The 17,867-nt window shown below is 66.9% G+C and carries 13 protein-coding genes; 10 read left to right on the top strand and 3 right to left on the bottom strand.

Translation table 11 applies throughout. The annotated features are described in order from the left end of the window. Window positions 1-17: 17 nt before the first annotated feature. Window positions 18-1,256: an MFS transporter gene (locus WS70_RS11365; RefSeq protein WP_059474118.1), complete on the bottom strand. Its 1,239-nt coding sequence runs from the start codon at window positions 1,254-1,256 to the stop codon at window positions 18-20. A gap of 444 nt (window positions 1,257-1,700) precedes the next feature. On the opposite strand from WS70_RS11365, the gene WS70_RS11360 reads away from it, so the two are divergent. The 9 genes from WS70_RS11360 (at window position 1,701) to WS70_RS11300 (ending at window position 12,590) form a co-directional block, all read left to right on the top strand. Continuing rightward, the gene (locus tag WS70_RS11360; protein ID WP_059597827.1) at window positions 1,701-2,594 is read left to right on the top strand and encodes a LysR family transcriptional regulator; all 894 of its coding nucleotides are present in this window, start codon (window positions 1,701-1,703) and stop codon (window positions 2,592-2,594) included. Window positions 2,595-3,416: 822 nt separating this feature from the next. Beyond that, window positions 3,417-3,962, top strand: coding sequence for a Csu type fimbrial protein (locus WS70_RS11340; RefSeq protein WP_059474204.1), 546 nt, complete (start codon window positions 3,417-3,419; stop codon window positions 3,960-3,962). 52 nt (window positions 3,963-4,014) lie between these two features. Then, a complete protein-coding gene (locus WS70_RS11335; protein ID WP_059474120.1) occupies window positions 4,015-4,575 on the top strand; it encodes a Csu type fimbrial protein in 561 nt (186 codons plus the stop codon). An 82-nt stretch (window positions 4,576-4,657) separates the two neighbouring features. After that, window positions 4,658-5,182, top strand: coding sequence for a Csu type fimbrial protein (locus WS70_RS11330; RefSeq protein ID WP_059597826.1), 525 nt, complete (start codon window positions 4,658-4,660; stop codon window positions 5,180-5,182). Window positions 5,183-5,199: 17 nt separating this feature from the next. Further along, window positions 5,200-6,039 carry a fimbrial biogenesis chaperone gene (locus WS70_RS11325; RefSeq protein ID WP_059597825.1) on the top strand — a complete coding sequence of 280 codons (840 nt, stop codon included), beginning with the start codon at window positions 5,200-5,202 and terminating at the stop codon, window positions 6,037-6,039. A gap of 44 nt (window positions 6,040-6,083) precedes the next feature. After that, window positions 6,084-8,492, top strand: coding sequence for a fimbria/pilus outer membrane usher protein (locus tag WS70_RS11320; protein WP_059597824.1), 2,409 nt, complete (start codon window positions 6,084-6,086; stop codon window positions 8,490-8,492). Between the two features lie 15 nt (window positions 8,493-8,507). After that, window positions 8,508-9,473, top strand: coding sequence for a Csu type fimbrial protein (locus WS70_RS11315; RefSeq protein ID WP_059597823.1), 966 nt, complete (start codon window positions 8,508-8,510; stop codon window positions 9,471-9,473). 408 nt (window positions 9,474-9,881) lie between these two features. Then, window positions 9,882-11,957 carry an ATP-binding protein gene (locus WS70_RS11305; RefSeq protein ID WP_059597822.1) on the top strand — a complete coding sequence of 692 codons (2,076 nt, stop codon included), beginning with the start codon at window positions 9,882-9,884 and terminating at the stop codon, window positions 11,955-11,957. After that, window positions 11,958-12,590: a response regulator gene (locus WS70_RS11300; protein WP_059474126.1), complete on the top strand. Its 633-nt coding sequence runs from the start codon at window positions 11,958-11,960 to the stop codon at window positions 12,588-12,590. A 327-nt stretch (window positions 12,591-12,917) separates the two neighbouring features. Here WS70_RS11300 and fabV read toward each other — a convergent pair whose 3' ends face one another. Continuing rightward, a complete protein-coding gene (fabV, locus tag WS70_RS11290) occupies window positions 12,918-14,111 on the bottom strand; it encodes an enoyl-ACP reductase FabV (RefSeq protein ID WP_059597821.1) in 1,194 nt (397 codons plus the stop codon). A gap of 362 nt (window positions 14,112-14,473) precedes the next feature. After that, window positions 14,474-16,057, bottom strand: coding sequence for an acid phosphatase (locus WS70_RS11285; protein WP_059474128.1), 1,584 nt, complete (start codon window positions 16,055-16,057; stop codon window positions 14,474-14,476). 231 nt (window positions 16,058-16,288) lie between these two features. Between WS70_RS11285 and WS70_RS11280 the strand changes: the two genes are divergently transcribed. Further along, window positions 16,289-17,635 carry a cytochrome-c peroxidase gene (locus tag WS70_RS11280; RefSeq protein ID WP_059597820.1) on the top strand — a complete coding sequence of 449 codons (1,347 nt, stop codon included), beginning with the start codon at window positions 16,289-16,291 and terminating at the stop codon, window positions 17,633-17,635. Window positions 17,636-17,867: the final 232 nt, after the last annotated feature.

Below are 17,867 nucleotides of genomic sequence, written 5' to 3'. Positions count from 1 at the left end.
AAAATGCCGGTCGACTCCTACAGCGCCGCTTCGCGGATCCGGGACTCGGGCTGCGACGCCTGGAAATCGCGCGCGCGCGTCTCGGGCAGGAACCAGACGGCGACGAACACGAGCCCGTAAGCGATGCCCGCGTCGATGCCGAGTGCGAGGCCGAGCGGCATCGACGTGCCCATGTGCCCGACGAGCACCGGGAAAATCGCCGACGCGACGCGTCCGAAGTTGTAGCAGAAGCCGACGCCGCGTCCGCGCACATTCCTCGGATAGAGTTCGTTGAAGAGCGCGCCGAGCGTGGCCGGGATGCCGGCCGCGAAGAAGCCGAGCGGGAAGCCGAGCAGCAGCATCGCGACGTTGTTGAGCGGCAGCAGCACGTACAGATTGACCGTCACGACGCAGCAGGCGGAGAACAGCATCAGGTTCCGGCGACGGCCGATGCGGTCCTGCAAGTACGCGCTCGTCATGCATCCGATGATGAACGCGACGATGATCACGGCGAGATAGGCGCCGGTGCCGAGCACGGACAGGTGGCGCTCGGTCTTCAGGTAAGTCGGCAGCCAGGTCGTGATCGCGTGGTAGCCGCCGTGCGCGCCGACGCCGATCAGGCCGCCGACGATCGTCATCCTGAGCACCGACGGATCGAAGATGCTCTTGGCCGGCTGCACGGGCGCCGCCGCTGCCGCCGCCGTGCGCGTATCGTCGCGCGCCGGCTCCGGAATGGCGCGCCGGATGTACAGCACGAGGAGGGCGGGCAGCACGCCGATCGCGAACAGCACGCGCCACGCCCATTCGGGCGGCAGCCACGAGAAGATCAGCGTGTAGAGCAGCACGGCGCCGCCCCAGCCGAAGCCCCACGCGCTCTGGACGATACCCATCGCCTTGCCGCGGTGCTGCGCACGAACCGTTTCGCTCAACAGCACCGCGCCCGCCGTCCATTCGCCGCCGAAGCCGATCCCTTGCAGCGCCTTCAGCACCAGCAATTGCTCGAAGTTCTGCGCGAATGCGCTCAGGAACGTGAACAGCGAGAACCAGCACACGGTGATCTGCAGCGCGCGCACCCGGCCGAAGCGATCGGCGATCGCGCCGGCGAGCAGTCCGCCGATCGCGCCTGCGGCGAGCGTCGCGCCGCCGATCAAGCCCGCTTGCCCTTTGCCGATACCCCATGACGTGAGCAAGGCAGGAATGACGAGGCTGAACATCTGCGTGTCGACGCCGTCGAGCGCCCATCCGGAAAAACATCCTTTGAATGTGCGTCTTTCCACGGGCGATATTTCTTTGTACCAGCTCACTCACGCTCTCCAGAATGATGTCGCTTTAAAAGATTGGGAAAAAGCCCGCATCATATCGCCATATTTTATCGATGGGTAAACGACATATGCATCACGAATCCAAGCGTTATTGATAAAAGAAAATTATGATTACGGATTCCGTTGCGGCGTCGATCTTGCAAGTGGGAATGCCCGTCAAGGCCTATGTGGATTTGCTTGCGTCGTCGTATGTCCGATTCGATATGGCTTGAGTGGTCTTGCGAAACGATCGATCAAGTCGTTTCGATTGGTTGAATAGTTGGGCGTTGGAAATCGGGCGGCGAGTTCGTCTATTTTGAATGAGGGCAGAATGAAATCGTGTATTCGCGAAGTCTGTATGTCGATTCGGCGATGCGACGGCGCGACGATCGAAGCGGAGACTCATCGAGCTGCGTGATTATGGAATCCAAGCATCTTCGTTATTTCCTGGCCATCGCCGACACCGGCAGCCTGACCCACGCGGCGATCCGCTTGGGCGTCGCGCAACCCGCGCTCAGTCATGCGCTGACGAAAATGGAGCGGGAGCTCGGCGTAAAGCTGTTCGATCGTTCGAGACGCGGTGCGACGCTGACGACGGCCGGCGAAGCGATCGTCGACGACATTCGCCTGAGCCTCGCGCGGATGGACGCCGCCGCGCGCCGCGCGAGCGAGATCGGTGCGCAGCGAGCCGGGCGGCTCAGCATCGGATTCGTGTCGGCCGCGCTGTTCGGCACGCTGCCGTCCGCGGTATGCGCGCTGCGTGCGGCCGCGCCGCGCGTCGATCTCGTGATGCGCGAGATGAGCAATGCGGAGCAGGTCGTCGCGCTCGAGCGCGGCGAGATCGACATCGGGATTCTCCATACGCCCGTCGCGATCGGTGGTCCGGTCAACGAAAAGCTGATTCGCCGCGATCCGCTGATCGCTGTGATTCCGAAGTCGTTTCCCCGACAGCCGGACGGCACGATCACGCTGCGGGAACTGTCGCGCGCCGGACTCATCTGGTTCCCGCACGAGCAGTTGCCGTCGATACGCGCGGCGATTCTCAGTGCGTTTCGGCTGGCGGGGCATCCGATCGAGGTCGTGCTGGACGCGAACCGCACGCTGACCGTGATCGCCTGTGTCGCGGCGGGCTGCGGCGTGTCGCTGCTGCCGTCGTCGATCCGGACGCTGACGTTCGAGGGCGTCGATTTCAGTACGGTCGCCGACGGACAGGCGCTGCCTGAATTTCCGTTGACGGCGATCTGGCCGAAGCGCTCGCGCCGGACGCTCGCCGACCGGTTCGCGGAGCTGCTGCCGCAGTTCCAGGCGAGCTGACGCTCGGGCGTGCGGCGCGGCCGTTCGACGGAACACATGTGTGACCTGTCGGCGACGCCATTGCGTTACATGTCGCATGCGATCGGCATCAATCATCCGGATGTCGAAATATTCGAATTATCTTATGTGTCGCGATTAAAGGGGAATTTGACATTTTAATTAATGAGATGACGCCGGCATAAGACACTTATGGCAAGTGTCGTCGGCATGGTGAAATTGAATGGTCGAATAATTCATTAACATCGAAATTATTAATCTACGCGCACACGCCATTTATCGAGATCATTCGTTCGGGATGACGGAATCCGACTGTTCCAGCCGCATGAATCCCGTTTCGATTTTCCCGCTTTCGGTCGCGTAATGCAGCGCCGGTGCCGGATCAGTGCGAGCTGCGGCTGCGCCGATCGTGTTTCAAACGGTCATTCTGACGGCCGGAAAGAATCTTTAAATATTGTCAAATTTTCAGAAAATCGGATTATTCTGATAGTAACAATTACGATGACCATTCATCATCTATTCGATTATATTTTCGATGGAATCGGAGCGCGATTCTGAGATAGCTGCAATCGAGTAGACCAATCTAGTCGACCGCAACCAATTAAAAACCGGGTCGACCGAATCTGATTTCCGACTTTGCCTCCCGCGGCGGCGGTGCGCGATGCGCAGCCGTTCGCCCGTGCTCGTCCGCAGCAATCGCGGCGCGGGCCGGGCGGCAAGCGTCGGTCACGCATGGCGCGCGCGAGGCGACGGGGCCGCTGCGCGCGGCGATTGGGCCATCGAAACACAACAAAGAGATCAACGGGCGATCGTGTGGAGAGCGAAATGCGCAAGCGTGTGGTGCAGAGGGTGAGCGGGGCGGCATTCATGTTGTTTTTCGCGGCTGTCTCGGCCGGGCAGCTGACCGGCACGATGCAGGTGAATTTGCAAGTCAGCCGCGGATGCGAGGTCGCGGGCGTTGCCGGAAGCGTGGATTTGGGCCGGCTGGAATTCGGCACGCAGGGACCGCTCTGGTCCGACTACCTCACGGCCGATGGCCGCGCGACGTCGAACGGTGCGGTGCGCATCGTGTGCAGCCCGGACGTCAGCGGCTTTCTGGTGTCCATCGACAGCGGTCGCAACGGCGACCAGTCGACCCGCTATCTGGTCAAGCGCGGCGCGGACGGGCGCGTCGTCGGCCGGATTCCGTACAACGTATACCGCGACGCGGCGCGCAGCGTGCCGTACGTGCCGCTTTTGCCGCAGTCGTTTTTCGTCGACGGGCGACAGGACGACGTGACGCTGCCGCTCTTCGGCGTCGTCAACGGCATGACGCGCGCGCTGCCGTCGGGGACTTACGAGGATTTGCTCGGGATCACGCTCGACTGGTGATCCGGGCAGGTAAGCAGCAACAGTTCATTTTCACCACACGGAAGGAAACTATATGAAGGCTCACTGGAAAGTTTGGGCGGCTGTCGCCTGCTTGTCCGCTTGTGCAGGCGCGCAGGCGCAAACCAGCCCGCTCACGGGGACGGTCAACTCGCAACTCGTGCTGACGACGGGCTGCGCGGTCGATACGGGCGGCGGCTCGGTCAGCGCGACGAACTTCGGCACGCTCGACTTCGGCACGCAGCCGAGCGGCTTCACGGGCCAGCTCGCCAGTGCGGCAAACGGCGGCGGCTCGACGACGACGCAAGTCACGTGCTCGCCGGACGTTACGTCGATCCAGGTGACGATCGACGGCGGCCAGAACGCGTCGAAGGGCGCGACGGTCGGCACGGGCACGCGTGCGCTCGCAAACGGCGGCAGCTTCGTGCCGTACGAAGTCTATGCGGACGCGGGCCACTCGCAGCAGTACGTCGCGGGCACGCCGCAATCGGTGTCGGTGCCGACGCCGGGCTCCGCGTTCGCGCTGCCGCTTTTCGGCGTCGTCAACAAGACGAGCTCGTCGGCGCTCGCCGCGGGCACGTACACCGACGTGCTGAACGTCACGCTCGGCTGGTAAGCGCGCGCGCCGAATCCGTTCAGTCCGGCCTCGCGGCCCGCGCGCAAGCGAGCCGCGAGGCGATCCCAGATTTCCGTTCGTCATGTCGACCTTACAACGAGTGGTTTTTCTGCTGTGCGTCGCGTTGCTGCCGGCTCCCGGCCGGGCCGACACGCTGTTGCCCAGAACCCAGGCCTTCACGGTCAGCGCGCAGATCGTCGCGGGCTGCGGCGTCGCAGGCGGCGGGCCGACGAGCGGCCTGAACTTCGGCACGCTCGACTTCGGCGCGCATCCGGCCGTGGCGACAGGGCAGGCGATTGCGGCGGTCGGCGGCGGCGCGCTGCAGATCGAATGCTCGCCCGGCTCGACGCTGAAGATGACGATCGACGGCGGCGCGAACCCAAGCGCGGGCAACACGCAGCGCAATCTGGCGAGCGGCGGCGCACGCGTTGCCTATCGGCTGTATTCGGATCCCGGGCGCACGCGGGCGATCGCGATCGGGCAGGCGGTGTCGCTGCCCGTGTCCGGGACGGTCACGCTGCCGATCTATGGCGCATTGACGTTGCCGGGCGGCAACGCGCCCGCCGGCACTTACACGGACACCGCGCAGGTCACGCTCAGTTACTAATCAATCAGGAATCCGTCATGAATGTATCGAGATCGCCTGGCACGCCAGCGCGCGCCGGCCGTATGCTGCGCCGCGCGCTGCTGTGCGCGGCGTCCGCGGCGTCGTTCGCCGTGCAGCACGCGCATGCGGCGGCGTCCGTGATGATCTGGCCGATCGATCCCGTGATCGAGAGCGACCAGCGCGCGGCGGCGCTGTGGCTCGAGAACCGCGATCGCCGGCCGGTGACGCTGCAGGTGCGTGTGCTCGGCTGGCGCGAAGCGAACGGCGAGGATGTCTACGACGAAAACCAGCCGCGCATCGCGGGCAGCCCGCCGATGGCGACCGTGCCGCCCGGCAAGCGCCAGCTCATCCGGCTGACGCGCCTCGCGGACGTCGCGCCCGGCACCGAGGAAGCGTACCGCGTGCTGATCGACGAGATCCCGCAGCCGGACGACGACGCGCAGAACTCGGCGAACGAGGCGTCGCTCGGCGTCAAGTTCCAGATGCACTACTCGGTGCCGCTCTTCGTCTACGGCGGCGGCCTGTGGACGAAGGAGAACCCGGACAAGCGCCGCGACCCGGCGACGGCGGGGCGGCCGGCGCTCCGCTGGCACGTCGCGAACGGCGGCGGCAAGCGGTGGCTCGTCGTGTCGAACCGCGGCCCCGTGCACGCGCGGATCACGCACGCGGCATTCGAATCGAACGGTGCGCGCGCCGACTTCGCGCGCGGTCTGCTCGGCTACGTGCTGCCTGGCGCGCAGATGCGCTGGGCGCTGCCCGACGGCCTGACGGTCAATTCCAATTCCAAGCTGGTCGCCACCGTCAACGGCGTGGCCGACCTCGCAATCGACGTGGACGGCGCCGCTTCGAACCGGTAATCCGCATCACGACACAAGCGACGACGTCGCGACGGGGAAATGCCTTGAAGCGGTACAACGAACACGGAACGAGAAGACTGCCGCGACGGCGCGCAGCGGCGTGGGCGGTGGGAATTGCGTTCGCGGCGGCGGGGGACGCGCGGGCGGGCGAGCCGATGACGCTCGCGGACAGCTTCGGCCGAGCGCCGCCGCCCGCCGGCGGCGCGGCGACGCACGGCACGCTGTACCTCGAGCTCGTCGTCAACGAGCTGTCGACGGGGCGGATCGTGCCGATCCGCTATCGCGAGGGTGTCTACTATGCGCGCGCAGGCGACCTCGCGCAGGCGTCGGTGCGCATGAACGCCGATCCGGACGCGCTCGTCGACCTGTCCAGGCTCGACGGCGTGCAGGCGGAATATGAGAGCGCCGATCAGCGTCTGAAGCTGACCGTGCCGCCCGACTGGCTGCCGCAGCAGGCGGTCGGCTCGCGGCGGCTGTACGACCGCACGCCCGCAGCCGTGAGCTTCGGGCTTCTGTTCAATTACGACGTCTACGCGAATTCGCCGACGCTCGGCACGAGCTACACGTCCGCGTGGACCGAAGCGCGGCTCTTCGACACATGGGGCACGGTGACGAACACGGGCGTTTACCGGCGCGATTACGGCGGCAGCGGCGGCGTCGCGAGCAACCGCTATCTGCGCTACGACACGTCCTGGCGCTACTCGGACCAGGACCGGATGCTCACGTACACGGCGGGCGACGTGATCACGGGCGCGCTGTCGTGGAGCAGCGCGGTGCGCTTGGGCGGCGTGTCGGTCGAGCGCGACTTCAAGGTGCGGCCCGACATCGTCACGTATCCGCTGCCGCAGTTCTCGGGCCAAGCCGCGGTGCCGACCGCCGTCGATCTGTTCATCAACGGCAGCAAGACGACGACGGGGCAGGTCAATCCCGGGCCGTTCACGCTGAACAACGTGCCGTTTATCAACGGCGCGGGCGAGGCGACCGTCGTGACCACCGACGCGCTCGGCCGCCAGGTCGCGACGACGATTCCGTTCTACGTCGCGAACACGCTGCTGCGGAAGGGGCTGTCCGATTATTCGCTGTCGGTCGGCGCGATGCGGCGCGACTACGGAATCCGCTCGTTCTCGTACGGCAAGCTCGCGGCGTCGGGCACCGCGCGCTACGGTCTCACCGATTACCTGACGATCGAAGGCCACGCGGAAGGCGGCGAACGCTTCGCGCTCGGCGGCCTCGGGCTCGACGTCGGCGTCGGCATGTTCGGCGTGCTCAACTTCGCGGCGACGCAAAGCAGCCTCGCGGGCACCTCGGGTCAGCAGTACGCGTTCGGCTACAGCTATTCGTCGCAGCGGTTCAGCGTGGCGCTGCAGCGGATCCAGCGCACCGGCGGGTTTCGCGACCTGTCGGTCTACGATCTGCCGTCCGACGTCACGTATCGGCTCGTGCGCAACAGCACGCAAGCGACGGGCGCGCTGAATCTCGGCGCGATCGGCGGCACGCTCGGCGCCGGCTACTTCGACGTGCGCGGCGCGGACGGCTCGCGCACGCGGATCGCGAACCTGTCGTACACGCGGCCGATCTTCCGGCGCGCGACGATCTACGCGTCGGTCAACAAGACGATCGGCGACCACGGGCTCGCCGCGCAAGTGCAACTGATCGTGCCGCTCGGCGACAAGGGCGTCGTGACGGGCTCGGTCGCGCGCGACGAGAACAACGGCGTAAGCGAGCGCGCGCAATACAGCCGCAGCGTGCCGAGCGACGGCGGCTTCGGCTGGAACCTCGCATACGCGGGCGGCGGCTCCCACTATCAGCAGGCGGACGCGACGTGGCGCAACCGCTACTTCCAGGTGCAGGGCGGCGCGTACGGTTATGGCGCGGGACGCGGCTATGCGCGCTGGGGCGAGGTGCAGGGTTCGGTCGTCGTGATGGACGGCGCGATGCTGCCCGCGAACCGCGTCGACGACGCGTTCGTGCTGATCGACACGCAAGGCCGCAAGGGCGTGCCGGTGCGCTACGAGAATCAACTCGTCGGCAAGACCGACGGCGGCGGCCACCTGCTCGTGCCGTGGGCGCCGTCGTACTACGCGGGCAAGTACGAGATCGATCCGCTCGATCTGCCGAGCAACGTGCGCGTGCCGGTCGTCGAGAAGCGCGTTGCCGTGCGCGATCACGGCGGCGCGCTCGTCACGTTTCCGATCCAGCGGGTCGTCTCGGCGCAAATCGCGCTCGTCGACGCCGCGGGGCGGCCGCTCGGGATCGGCTCGCGCGTGCTGCACGAGGAGAGCGGCCAGACCGCGCTCGTCGGCTGGCAAGGCGAGACTTATCTCGAAGGATTGTCCGCGGTCAATCACCTGCGCGTCACGACGCCGGACGGCCGCACGTGCCGCGCGACGTTCGACGCCGACGTCGGCGCGGCGCAGATGAGCCGCATCGGTCCGCTCGCGTGCGGCGAATAACGACAGGGATTCTCGATGAAGCCATTCTGCAATTTCTTCGTGCGCACCGCGGCGGCGCTCGCGCTCAGTCCCTTCGCGGCGCTGCACGCGCACGCGTCGTGCTCGGTCGTGAGCGCGGCGCCCGCGTCGTTCGGCACGGTCACGTCGTTCGTCGTCGCGAGCCAGCCGCAGTCGACTTCGACGACGAGCAGCGGTCTGTCATGCTCGGGCGCGCTGCTCGGCCTCTTCGTGATCGGCGACAAGATCAACGCGACGATCACGTCGGCGAACGGCGGCAAGCTCGTCGGCTCGACGGGCGACTCGGTGCCGTACTCGACGTTCGCCGACCAGAACTACTCGATCAAGCTCGACTTCGGCGTGACTTACAACTGGGCGAGCGGGCAACTGCTGAACCTGCTCGGGATCTTCGGCGGTCCCGCGCAGACGCTGCCGCTATATTTCCGGACGATCCAGGGCAGCAACGTCGCGGCGGGCACGTACACCGACACGCTGACGATCTCATGGACCTGGAATTACTGCAGCGGGATCGGCATTCTCGGCATCTGTCTCGGCCGCGACCAGGGCTCGGGCACGGCGGTCGTGCCGGTGACGATCACCGTGACCAACGATTGCGTGATCGCCGCGCCCGACGTGAACTTCGGCGCCGCGCCGACAGTCGCCGGCTTCGCGCCCGTGACGGGCAGCGTGTCGCTCACCTGCACGAAAGGGATGGTCTACACGGTCGGCCTGAGCAGCGGCGCGAACCCGCATGCGAGCGGCCGCCGGCAGATGGCGAACGGCGCGAACCGCCTGCAGTACGACATTTTCGGCACGGGCGGCGGTGTGGTGTGGGGACAGTCGACGAACCGCGCCGGCAGCGGCGCGGCGGCCGACGGCCAGGCGGCACAGCAGTTCCCGTATACCGCGCGGATCTATTCGGATCAGCAAACGCCCGCCGTCGGCACGTATACGGACAGCGTGGTCGTCGACGTGCGCTATTAGCCGCGAGCCGGCGCTTTTCGGAAATCGTTTCGGACATTCGAATCGAGCGGGGGACATGGAGGTGAGAAGGCAAAATGGATTAGTTTCTTTCGTTTTCGAACGACGTGTGGATTTGACGACGTGCGAAGCCCGAAATGGCCAAATCGGGCGCGAGAATATCGCATTGCGCAAGCGTTGATCGTCGACATTCGCGAGAGGCCGTCCCACGTTCGTTTCGGGCCGGTTGAAATGCGGACGGCGCCGCTCGCGACTGCGCGCCATCGAATCGAAGAATCGGAGAAAGCGCACGTGCGATGGGATAAACGACCCTACCCATAAACGGAACGCCGACAAGAAAAAGGAGGTGCGGGTTTTTTCCGGAAACGGAAGAGATGCGTATTCTGGCGAGGTTCCAAATGGGATAAAGGTATGAAAAGCGACGGCTTTTGCGGAGGCAAATTCTGTCGACGCATACTGGTGTGCATCTCTGCTGCAGCGCTCGCGTTCTGGACGCTGTCGCAGGCCTCGAATCGGATGCAGGACGGCATGCTGGTCGCGACGGCGCCCTGCAAGTGGTCACACCTGTACCCGTTGCTATGGGGCGGCAGCAATGTGCTCGTCGCGCTGGTGAGCTATGGATGGGCGCACCGCGATCTGAAGCGCTTGCAGGCGGCGCTGCGCGCGAGCCGGGGCTCGCTCGCGACCGCGAGCCACGAGCTGCGCGCGCCCGTCAACGGCATGCTCGCGCTCGTCGAGCTGTTGAAGGAAGGGCTGCGCGCGCCTGAGCAACAGCGGCTGCTGAGTCTCGTGCAGGACTCCGGGCAGTCGCTCGCGCGCGTGCTGAACGACATTCTCGATCACGCGAGCATCGAGGCCGGGCAATTCGCGATCGAGAAGACGCGCGTCGACGTGCGCGAGCTCGTCGACAGCGTGACCGCGATGCTCGCGGTGCGCGCGCATCGCAAGGGCTTGCAGGTCAGGCTGCACGTCGACGCCGACGTGCCGGCTGCCGTGCTGACGGACGGCAACCGGCTGCGGCAGATTCTCGTCAACCTGATCGGCAACGGCATCAAGTACTCGGAGCGCGGCAGCGTGTCGGTGCGTGTGCGCGCGGCGGACGGCGTCGACGGCTCGGTCGAGATCGTCGCGACGATCGTCGACACGGGGATCGGCATCGCCGCAGACGAACTGCGGCGGCTCTTCACGCCGTTCGTGCGCGCGCGCCGCGGCGCGCGGAGAACGGAACCAGGAACGGGACTCGGGCTTGCGATTGCGCGCAGGCTTGCGAGATTGCTAGGGGGGGACGTGACGCTGGCAAGCGAAGAAGGCAGGGGAACCACGGCGACGGCGCGCATCCGCTGCGGGGTCGTGGCGCGCGGCTATGCGCCGGATGCGCTCGCCGAGCGCGTGGTGTCGATCGATGTCGGCGATGCCGCGCTCGCGGCGACGCTGACCGCATACGCGCGCGCGGCAGGCATGCGGCTCGCCGCGCGCGGCGCGGCGGACGTCGACGCGGTGTTGTGCGACGACGCGCGCGTTGACGCGTCGAGGCCGCGAATCGGCTGGGTCGGCGTGACCGATGTCGCGGAGCCGGCCGGCTGGATCGACGGCGGGACGCACGTGCGGCTGAGCAGCAACCCGCTCGGCTGGCGCGCGTTCGTCGAGAGCTTGCGCGCCGCGCTCGATGCGCGCGATTCGGCGCGCGCGCGCGCGACGGAGGGGGCGCAGTCGCGCGCGTATCGCGTGCTCGTCGCCGACGATCAGGAGATGAACCGTGTGGTGATTCGTTATCAGCTCGACGCGCTCGGCCATCGCGCGCACCTGTGCGGCAGCGGCGACGAAGCGCTGCGCGCGCTCGAGACGAGCGCGTTCGACGTCGTGCTCACCGATTGCCGGATGCCGGGCATGGACGGCGTCGCGTTGACGACGGCGATCCGCGCGCATCCGGATGCGCGCGTGCGCGCGACGCCCATCGTCGGCGTGACGGCGCTCGTGTCGGAAGGCGAGTTCGCGCGCTGCGTCGCGGCCGGCATGACGTTCTGCATCGGCAAGCCGACGACGCTCGATGCGCTCGAGCGCGCGCTCGCCGATGCGATCGAGCCGTCGCCTCCGCTGCGCTTCGATCCGTCGCGGATCGACAAGACGCGCTTGCTGGCGGGATTCGGCGCGTCGCCCGCCGACGGCGCGGCGCACACGGAGATCCTGCTCGCATGCCGCCGCGCGCTCGAGCGCGACCGGGACACGCTGACGCGCCACCTGCGCGATGGCCTGTCCGAACGCGAGCTGCGCGCGTGGGGCCACACGGCGCGCGGCACGTACAGCTTGTTCGGCCACGCGCATGTCGATGCGCTGCTCGACGAATTCCACCATCTGCTAGGGGCGGGAGACGCGCGCGCGATCCGCGGCGCGGCCCGCGAAATTCTCGCGATGGTGAACCATCTGCTGCGCTGCGTTGCGCATCCGGCGCAATCGCGCGATCGCGGCGATCCAAAAGGAGGAACGTAAATGAGCGTTCAAGTGTTGATCGCGGACGACCATCCGCTCGTGCTGTTGGGCGTGCGTCACGTGCTGGCGAGCATGAGCGACGTGTCGATCGTTGGGGAGGCGCACGACCCGGCCGGGCTGCTCGCGCTGCTCGCGACGACGCCGTGCGACATCGTCATCACCGATTTCGCGATGCCCGACCCGCCCACGGCCGACGGCCTCGCGATGCTGACCGCGATCCGCAACGGCCATCCTTCGGTTCGCGTGATCGTCTTGACGATGCTCGACAACCCGGTGCTGATGCGGTCGATGCGTCAGGCGGGCGCGCTCGCGGTGCTGAGCAAGCGCGGCGACCTCGACGAGCTGCCGCGCGCGGTCGGCGCCGTGCGCCAGGGGCGGACGTTCGTCGGCACGCACGCTGGCGCGGCGAGCGGGCTCGCGATGCGCGCGGCGGACGCGCCGCCGCAGCTGAGCCCGCGCGAGATCGAGGTCGTGCGCCTGTGCGCGACCGGCATGACGATGACCGACATCGCGAACCGCTACGGCCGCAGCATCAAGACGGTCAGCACGCACAAGCACAACGCGATGGGCAAGCTCGGCCTCAAGTCCGACGTCGATCTGTTCATGTATGCGTCGGAGAACGGGCTCGTGTAGCGAGTGCGTGGACATGCACGTCGCATCTCGACATCCGGCGGATCGACTGCCCGCAGATCGTCGAAGGCGACAGCCCGGGATTCGACCGGATCGAGTCGCCGGTCCGCGAGTCGTCACCGACAGCCTCACGGCCGACGCGTGCAGCCGCTTGTTCGAACGGTGCGTGCCGCGCCCGCATGCGCTTTCTCTGTGCGCTGCGCGACGAAGGTCATACGCCGCTTCCGTTCAAGCGGCTCGTGATCGTCGCGCAGACGCCGTTGCGTTGATTGCGGCGGCGTGCGGCGTCGTTCCGCGCGGACGCTTGCGACCGCTCGTCCGATTCGCGAATCACTCGATCAGATTCGGAATCCGTACGTTCGTATCGACGTCCGCGTCGTAATCGACGCCGTCGATCTCAAAGCCGAAGAGGCGCAGGAATTCGGTCTTGTAACCGGCGAAATCGGTGAGCGTGTAGAGATTGTCGTCCGTCACCCGGTCCCACAGCGCGAGCACGCGTTCCTGCACGGCGGGATCGAGCTCGAGGCCGTCCGCGCGCAGCCGGCCTTCGGCATCGACGTGCGGATTGGCGCCGTAGAGACTGTCGCGGAACAGGCCGTCGATCTGCTCGATGCACCCTTCGTGCGTGCCGCGCGCCTTCATCGCCTTGAAGAGCAGCGACAGGTACAGCGGCATCATCGGAATCGCGGAGCTCGCCTGCGTGACGACCGCCTTCAGCACCGACACGCGCGCGTCGCCGCCGCGCGCCGCGAGCTTGTCGCGGAGGGCGAGCACGGTCCGGTCGAGATCCTTCTTCGCTTCGCCGATCGAGCCGTTCCAGTAGATGTCGTGCGTGACCTTCTCGCCGAGATACGTGAACGCGCTCGTCTTCGCGCCGTCGGCGAGCACGCCCGCGGCGTCGAGCGCGTCGATCCACATCCGCCAGTCCTCGCCGCCCATCACGGCGACCGTGCCCGCGATCTCGTCGGGCGTCGCCGGCTGCAGCAGTGTTTCCTTGATCGCCTCGTTATCGGTGTCGATCCCGCGCAAGCGCACCGCGCGTCCGATCGGCTTGAGCGTCGACTGGAACGTCTCGCCCGTCTTCGGATGCGTTCTGCGCGGCGCGGCGACGCTGTAGACGACGAGGTCGACCTGGCCGAGGTCGCGCTTGATCGCGTCGATCGTCTTTAGCTTGATCTCGTCGGAGAACGCGTCGCCGTTGATGCTCGCCGCATACAGGCCGCGCGCGGCCGCTTCGTCGTGGAACGCGGCGCTGTTGTACCAGCCGGCCGTGCCGGGCTTCGCGTCGCTCGGCGCGCGCTCGAAGAACACGCCGAGCGTCGCCGCGCCCGCGCCGAATGCGGCGGCGATGCGCGCGGCGAGCCCGTAGCCCGTCGACGCGCCGATCACGAGCACCTTCTTCGGACCGTGTTCGATCGGGCCGCGGCCAGCGACGTGGGCGATCTGCTCGCGGACGCTCGCCGCGCAGCCGGCGGGGTGGGTGGTGACGCAGATGAAGCCGCGTACGCGCGGTTTGATGATCATGGCTGTCTCGCTAGGAATGCAGGGGACGGTCAAAAAAGCAGCGTGCATTCTAATCGAGCTGGGCGCCGGGTCGTGCGTTCGTGGGCGGCGGGCGGCGTGCGAGACCGCGCGGGGTTTCGAGCGGACGTGTTCGGTGCAGACGATACCGCATTGCTACGGGTCGTGCGTCGCAAGTCGCGCCGCGCGGCTCGCATGTCGCGCACGCGACGAGGCGCGCGTGGACGGCCCCGTGTGTTCAATCAAGCCCTGACGCGCCGCGCGGCACCGCCGCTCGCCGCACACGCGCGGCATGCGAGCAACAAAAAGGGCGGCCGAAGCCGCCCGAAGAAGCGATGTTGCGTCGTCTCGAATCGGTCGCGTGCTCAGTTGCCCGTCGGCAGCGTGAGCGCGCTCGTCAGGTCGCCCATCGGCTTCAGGCCGTTCGCGGCGAGCGCGTCGTCGCGCTGCTTGAGGCCGGCGAGGCGCGGCAGCGCGTAGCGGCGCGTGATGAAGCGCAGGATCGACGCGGTGTCGTATTGCGTGTGATCGACGAAGCCCTGCTTCGCGAACGGCGAGATGACGAACGCCGGAATGCGCGTGCCCGGGCCCCAGCGGTCGCCCTTCGGCGGCGCGACGTGATCCCAGAAGCCGCCGTTTTCGTCGTACGTCACGATGACGACCATGTTGTTCCACTGCGGGCTCTTCTGCAGGTGCGAGATCACGTCGGCGATGTGCTGATCGCCCGACGCGACGTCGGTGTAGCCCGGGTGCTCGTTCAAATTGCCTTGCGGCTTGTAGAACGTGACCTGCGGCAGCTTGCCCGCGTCGATCGCCTGGATCAGCGCGGCGCCGTTCGAGCCGGCGTCGAGCAGGTGCTGCGCGCGGTTCGCGGTGCCGGGCGCCTGGTTCGCGTAGTAGTTGAACGGCTGGTGGTGCGGCTGGAAGTTCGGCGCCGTCAGGTTCGGCCCGTAGATCACGCCCGACGTGCCGCTTTGCGCGGCCTGCAGCGCCGCGCCCCACGCGCCGCTATACCATGCCCACGAGACGCCGGCGTTCGTCAGCAGATCGCCGATGTTCTGCTGCGTTTGCGGCGGCAGCGTCGACGGATTCGACGGATCGGCGAGGTTCGGATCGCCGCCCGTCGCGGCCGCGTTGCCGCTCGGCTGATACGGCGGCTGCATTGTGTTGACCGCGTAGAAATCCGGCGTGAGGCCGCCCGACTTCACGAACTTCGGCGGGCCCGACAGCGCGGACGCAGGCGAATTCGACGCGAGCGTGAGCGTGACGCCGTCCGGATTGACGGCCGAGATCTGGCTTGCCGCCGGGCTCTTGTCGGCGTTCGGATAGTACGGCGCGCATGCGCAGATCAAGTACTGGTGGTTCAGGAACGAGCCGCCGAACGCGCCCATGAAGAAGTTGTCGGCGAGCGTGTATTGCTGCGCGAGCTTCCAGAGCGGCAGCTTCGACGGATCGGCCGTGTAGTGGCCCATCACGAGGCCGCCCGCGTCGGACCACGCGGCGAACCGGTCGTTCTTGCCGCCGTCGATCTGCATCTGGTTCTCGTAGAAGCGGTGAACGAGATCGCGCGTCGTCACGCTCATCGGCGTATTGAAGCCGTTCGGATCGTCGATCGCGAACGGCGCGTTCGGCAGGTTCGCCGTCATCGCTTCCGTCACCGCGGGCGTCACGCCCGCCGCGGTCAGGCCGTTCCAGATCTTCGGCAGCGTCGCGAGCGTCGTGCCGTCGCGATCGACTTGCGCCGCACTCGCGGCCGTCACGTTCTGCAGGCCGTTCGCGCCCGGGAAGTTGCCGTAGAGGTTGTCGAAGCTGCGGTTTTCCGCATAGATCACGACGACGTTCTTGACTGCCGACAGGCCGGGCGACGTGACGTCGTCCCCGCCGCACGCAGTGAGGCCGATGGCGGCCGACAGCGCGATCGGCGTCACGCGAATCCAATGCTTGTTCATCCGTTTTCTCTCTTGTCGCACGAGGTGTGTGGGTATCGAGGGGCCGGCCAAGCGCGCGCGCGAACGCGCGCGCCGCATGAATGTCGACTGACAGCCGGTTGCGCGGATTGTGTAAGGTTCGTTTGACAGCAACATGTTGTAATGCTTTCGCCGGGCTGTCGATTCGCCGTCATCGAATTGTCATTTGCATGACATACGCTCGCGCCTTTCCCATTCGACATCGCCGAATCGATGATGCGCCGCCCGCTGCGACACGCTTCCCGCAATCGTTCGCTTTTCTCCGCGCTGCGCGCGCTCGCGGCGGCGGCCGCGCTCGCGGCGGGCGTCGCCGCATGCGATGCGGACGGACCCGCCGCGACGCGCGCTGCGACGCCGGCCTCGCAGGCGAGCGCGCCCGCCGTCGTCGACCATCAGCCGCAGACGCGCGCGCAGGTGTATGAAGCGGTGAAGCAGATGACGGCGCTCGGCCGGCAACTGTTCTTCGATCCGTCGCTGTCGGGCAGCGGCAAGCTCGCATGCGCGTCGTGCCACAGCCCGCAGCATGCGTTCGGGCCGCCGAACGGGCTGCCCGCGCAATTCGGCGGCGACGATCTGCGTCAGCAGGGCTTTCGTGCGGCGCCGACGCTCAAGTACCTGCAGAAAGTGCCCGCGTTCAGCGAGCACTATCACGAGTCGGACGACGAGGGTGACGAGAGCGTCGACGCCGGCCCGACGGGAGGCCTCACGTGGGACGGCCGCGTCGACAGTGGCGCGGAGCAGGCGCGCGTGCCGCTCACGTCGCCGTTCGAGATGAACAGCACGCCCGCGAAGGTCGCGCGCGCGGTGCGGGCAGCGCCATATGCGGACGCGTTTCGCAACGCGTTCGGCCCGCGCGTGCTCGACGACGATCGCGCGACGTTCGAAGCGGTGCTGCAGGCGCTCGGCACGTTCGAGCAGACGCCCGACGTGTTCTATCCGTACACGAGCAAGTACGACGCGTATCTGGCGGGCCGCACGCAGCTGACGAGCGCCGAGTTGCACGGGCTGCAGGTTTTCAACGACGAGAAGAAGGGCAACTGCGCGAGTTGCCACGTGAGCCGGCGCGGGCTCGACGGCTCGCCGCCGCAGTTCAGCGATTTCGGCCTGATCGCGCTCGGCGTGCCGCGCAATCACGAGCTCGCGGTGAACCGGAATCCGAAGTTCTACGATCTCGGCGCATGCGGGCCCGAGCGTCAGGATCTGAAAGGGCGCGACGAATTCTGCGGGCTGTTCCGCACGCCGACGCTGCGCAACGTCGCGCTGAAGAAGACGTTCTTCCACAACGGCCTCTATCACTCGCTCGAGGACGTGATGCGCTTCTACGCGCAACGCGACACGCATCCCGAGAAGTTCTATCCGGTGAAGAACGGCGTCGTCCAGAAATTCGACGATCTGCCGAAGCGCTATTGGAAGAACCTGAACGACGAACCGCCGTTCGATCGCAAGCGCGGCGATCCGCCTGCGATGACCGATGCGGAGATCAAGGACGTGATCGCGTTCCTCGGCACGCTCACCGACGGCTACGACGCGCAAGCGAAGCCCGCAGGCGGTAATCGCTGAGCGGCGCAACGGGCGGGCGGTGTGCTGCGGCTGCATCGCGCTACGCGTCGCCAGCGCACGCAGCCCGTGCGGTTGTGTGGCTTGCATGTGGCGCGTGCGCGATGCTTGTCCGCGTACGTCTGCCGGTTTGCTGCCGCGAGCGGCGAGCCGATCGTCGGATGACGATTCGGGTCGAAGTCCGCGCGGCCGACGCTGAAGCGGATTTCGTAGCCGAGTCCGTCGAGCACGCGGC

The sequence above is a fragment of the Burkholderia mayonis genome (assembly GCF_001523745.2).
Lineage (GTDB): Bacteria > Pseudomonadota > Gammaproteobacteria > Burkholderiales > Burkholderiaceae > Burkholderia > Burkholderia mayonis.
This window is presented reverse-complemented; position numbering and strand designations above follow the sequence as displayed.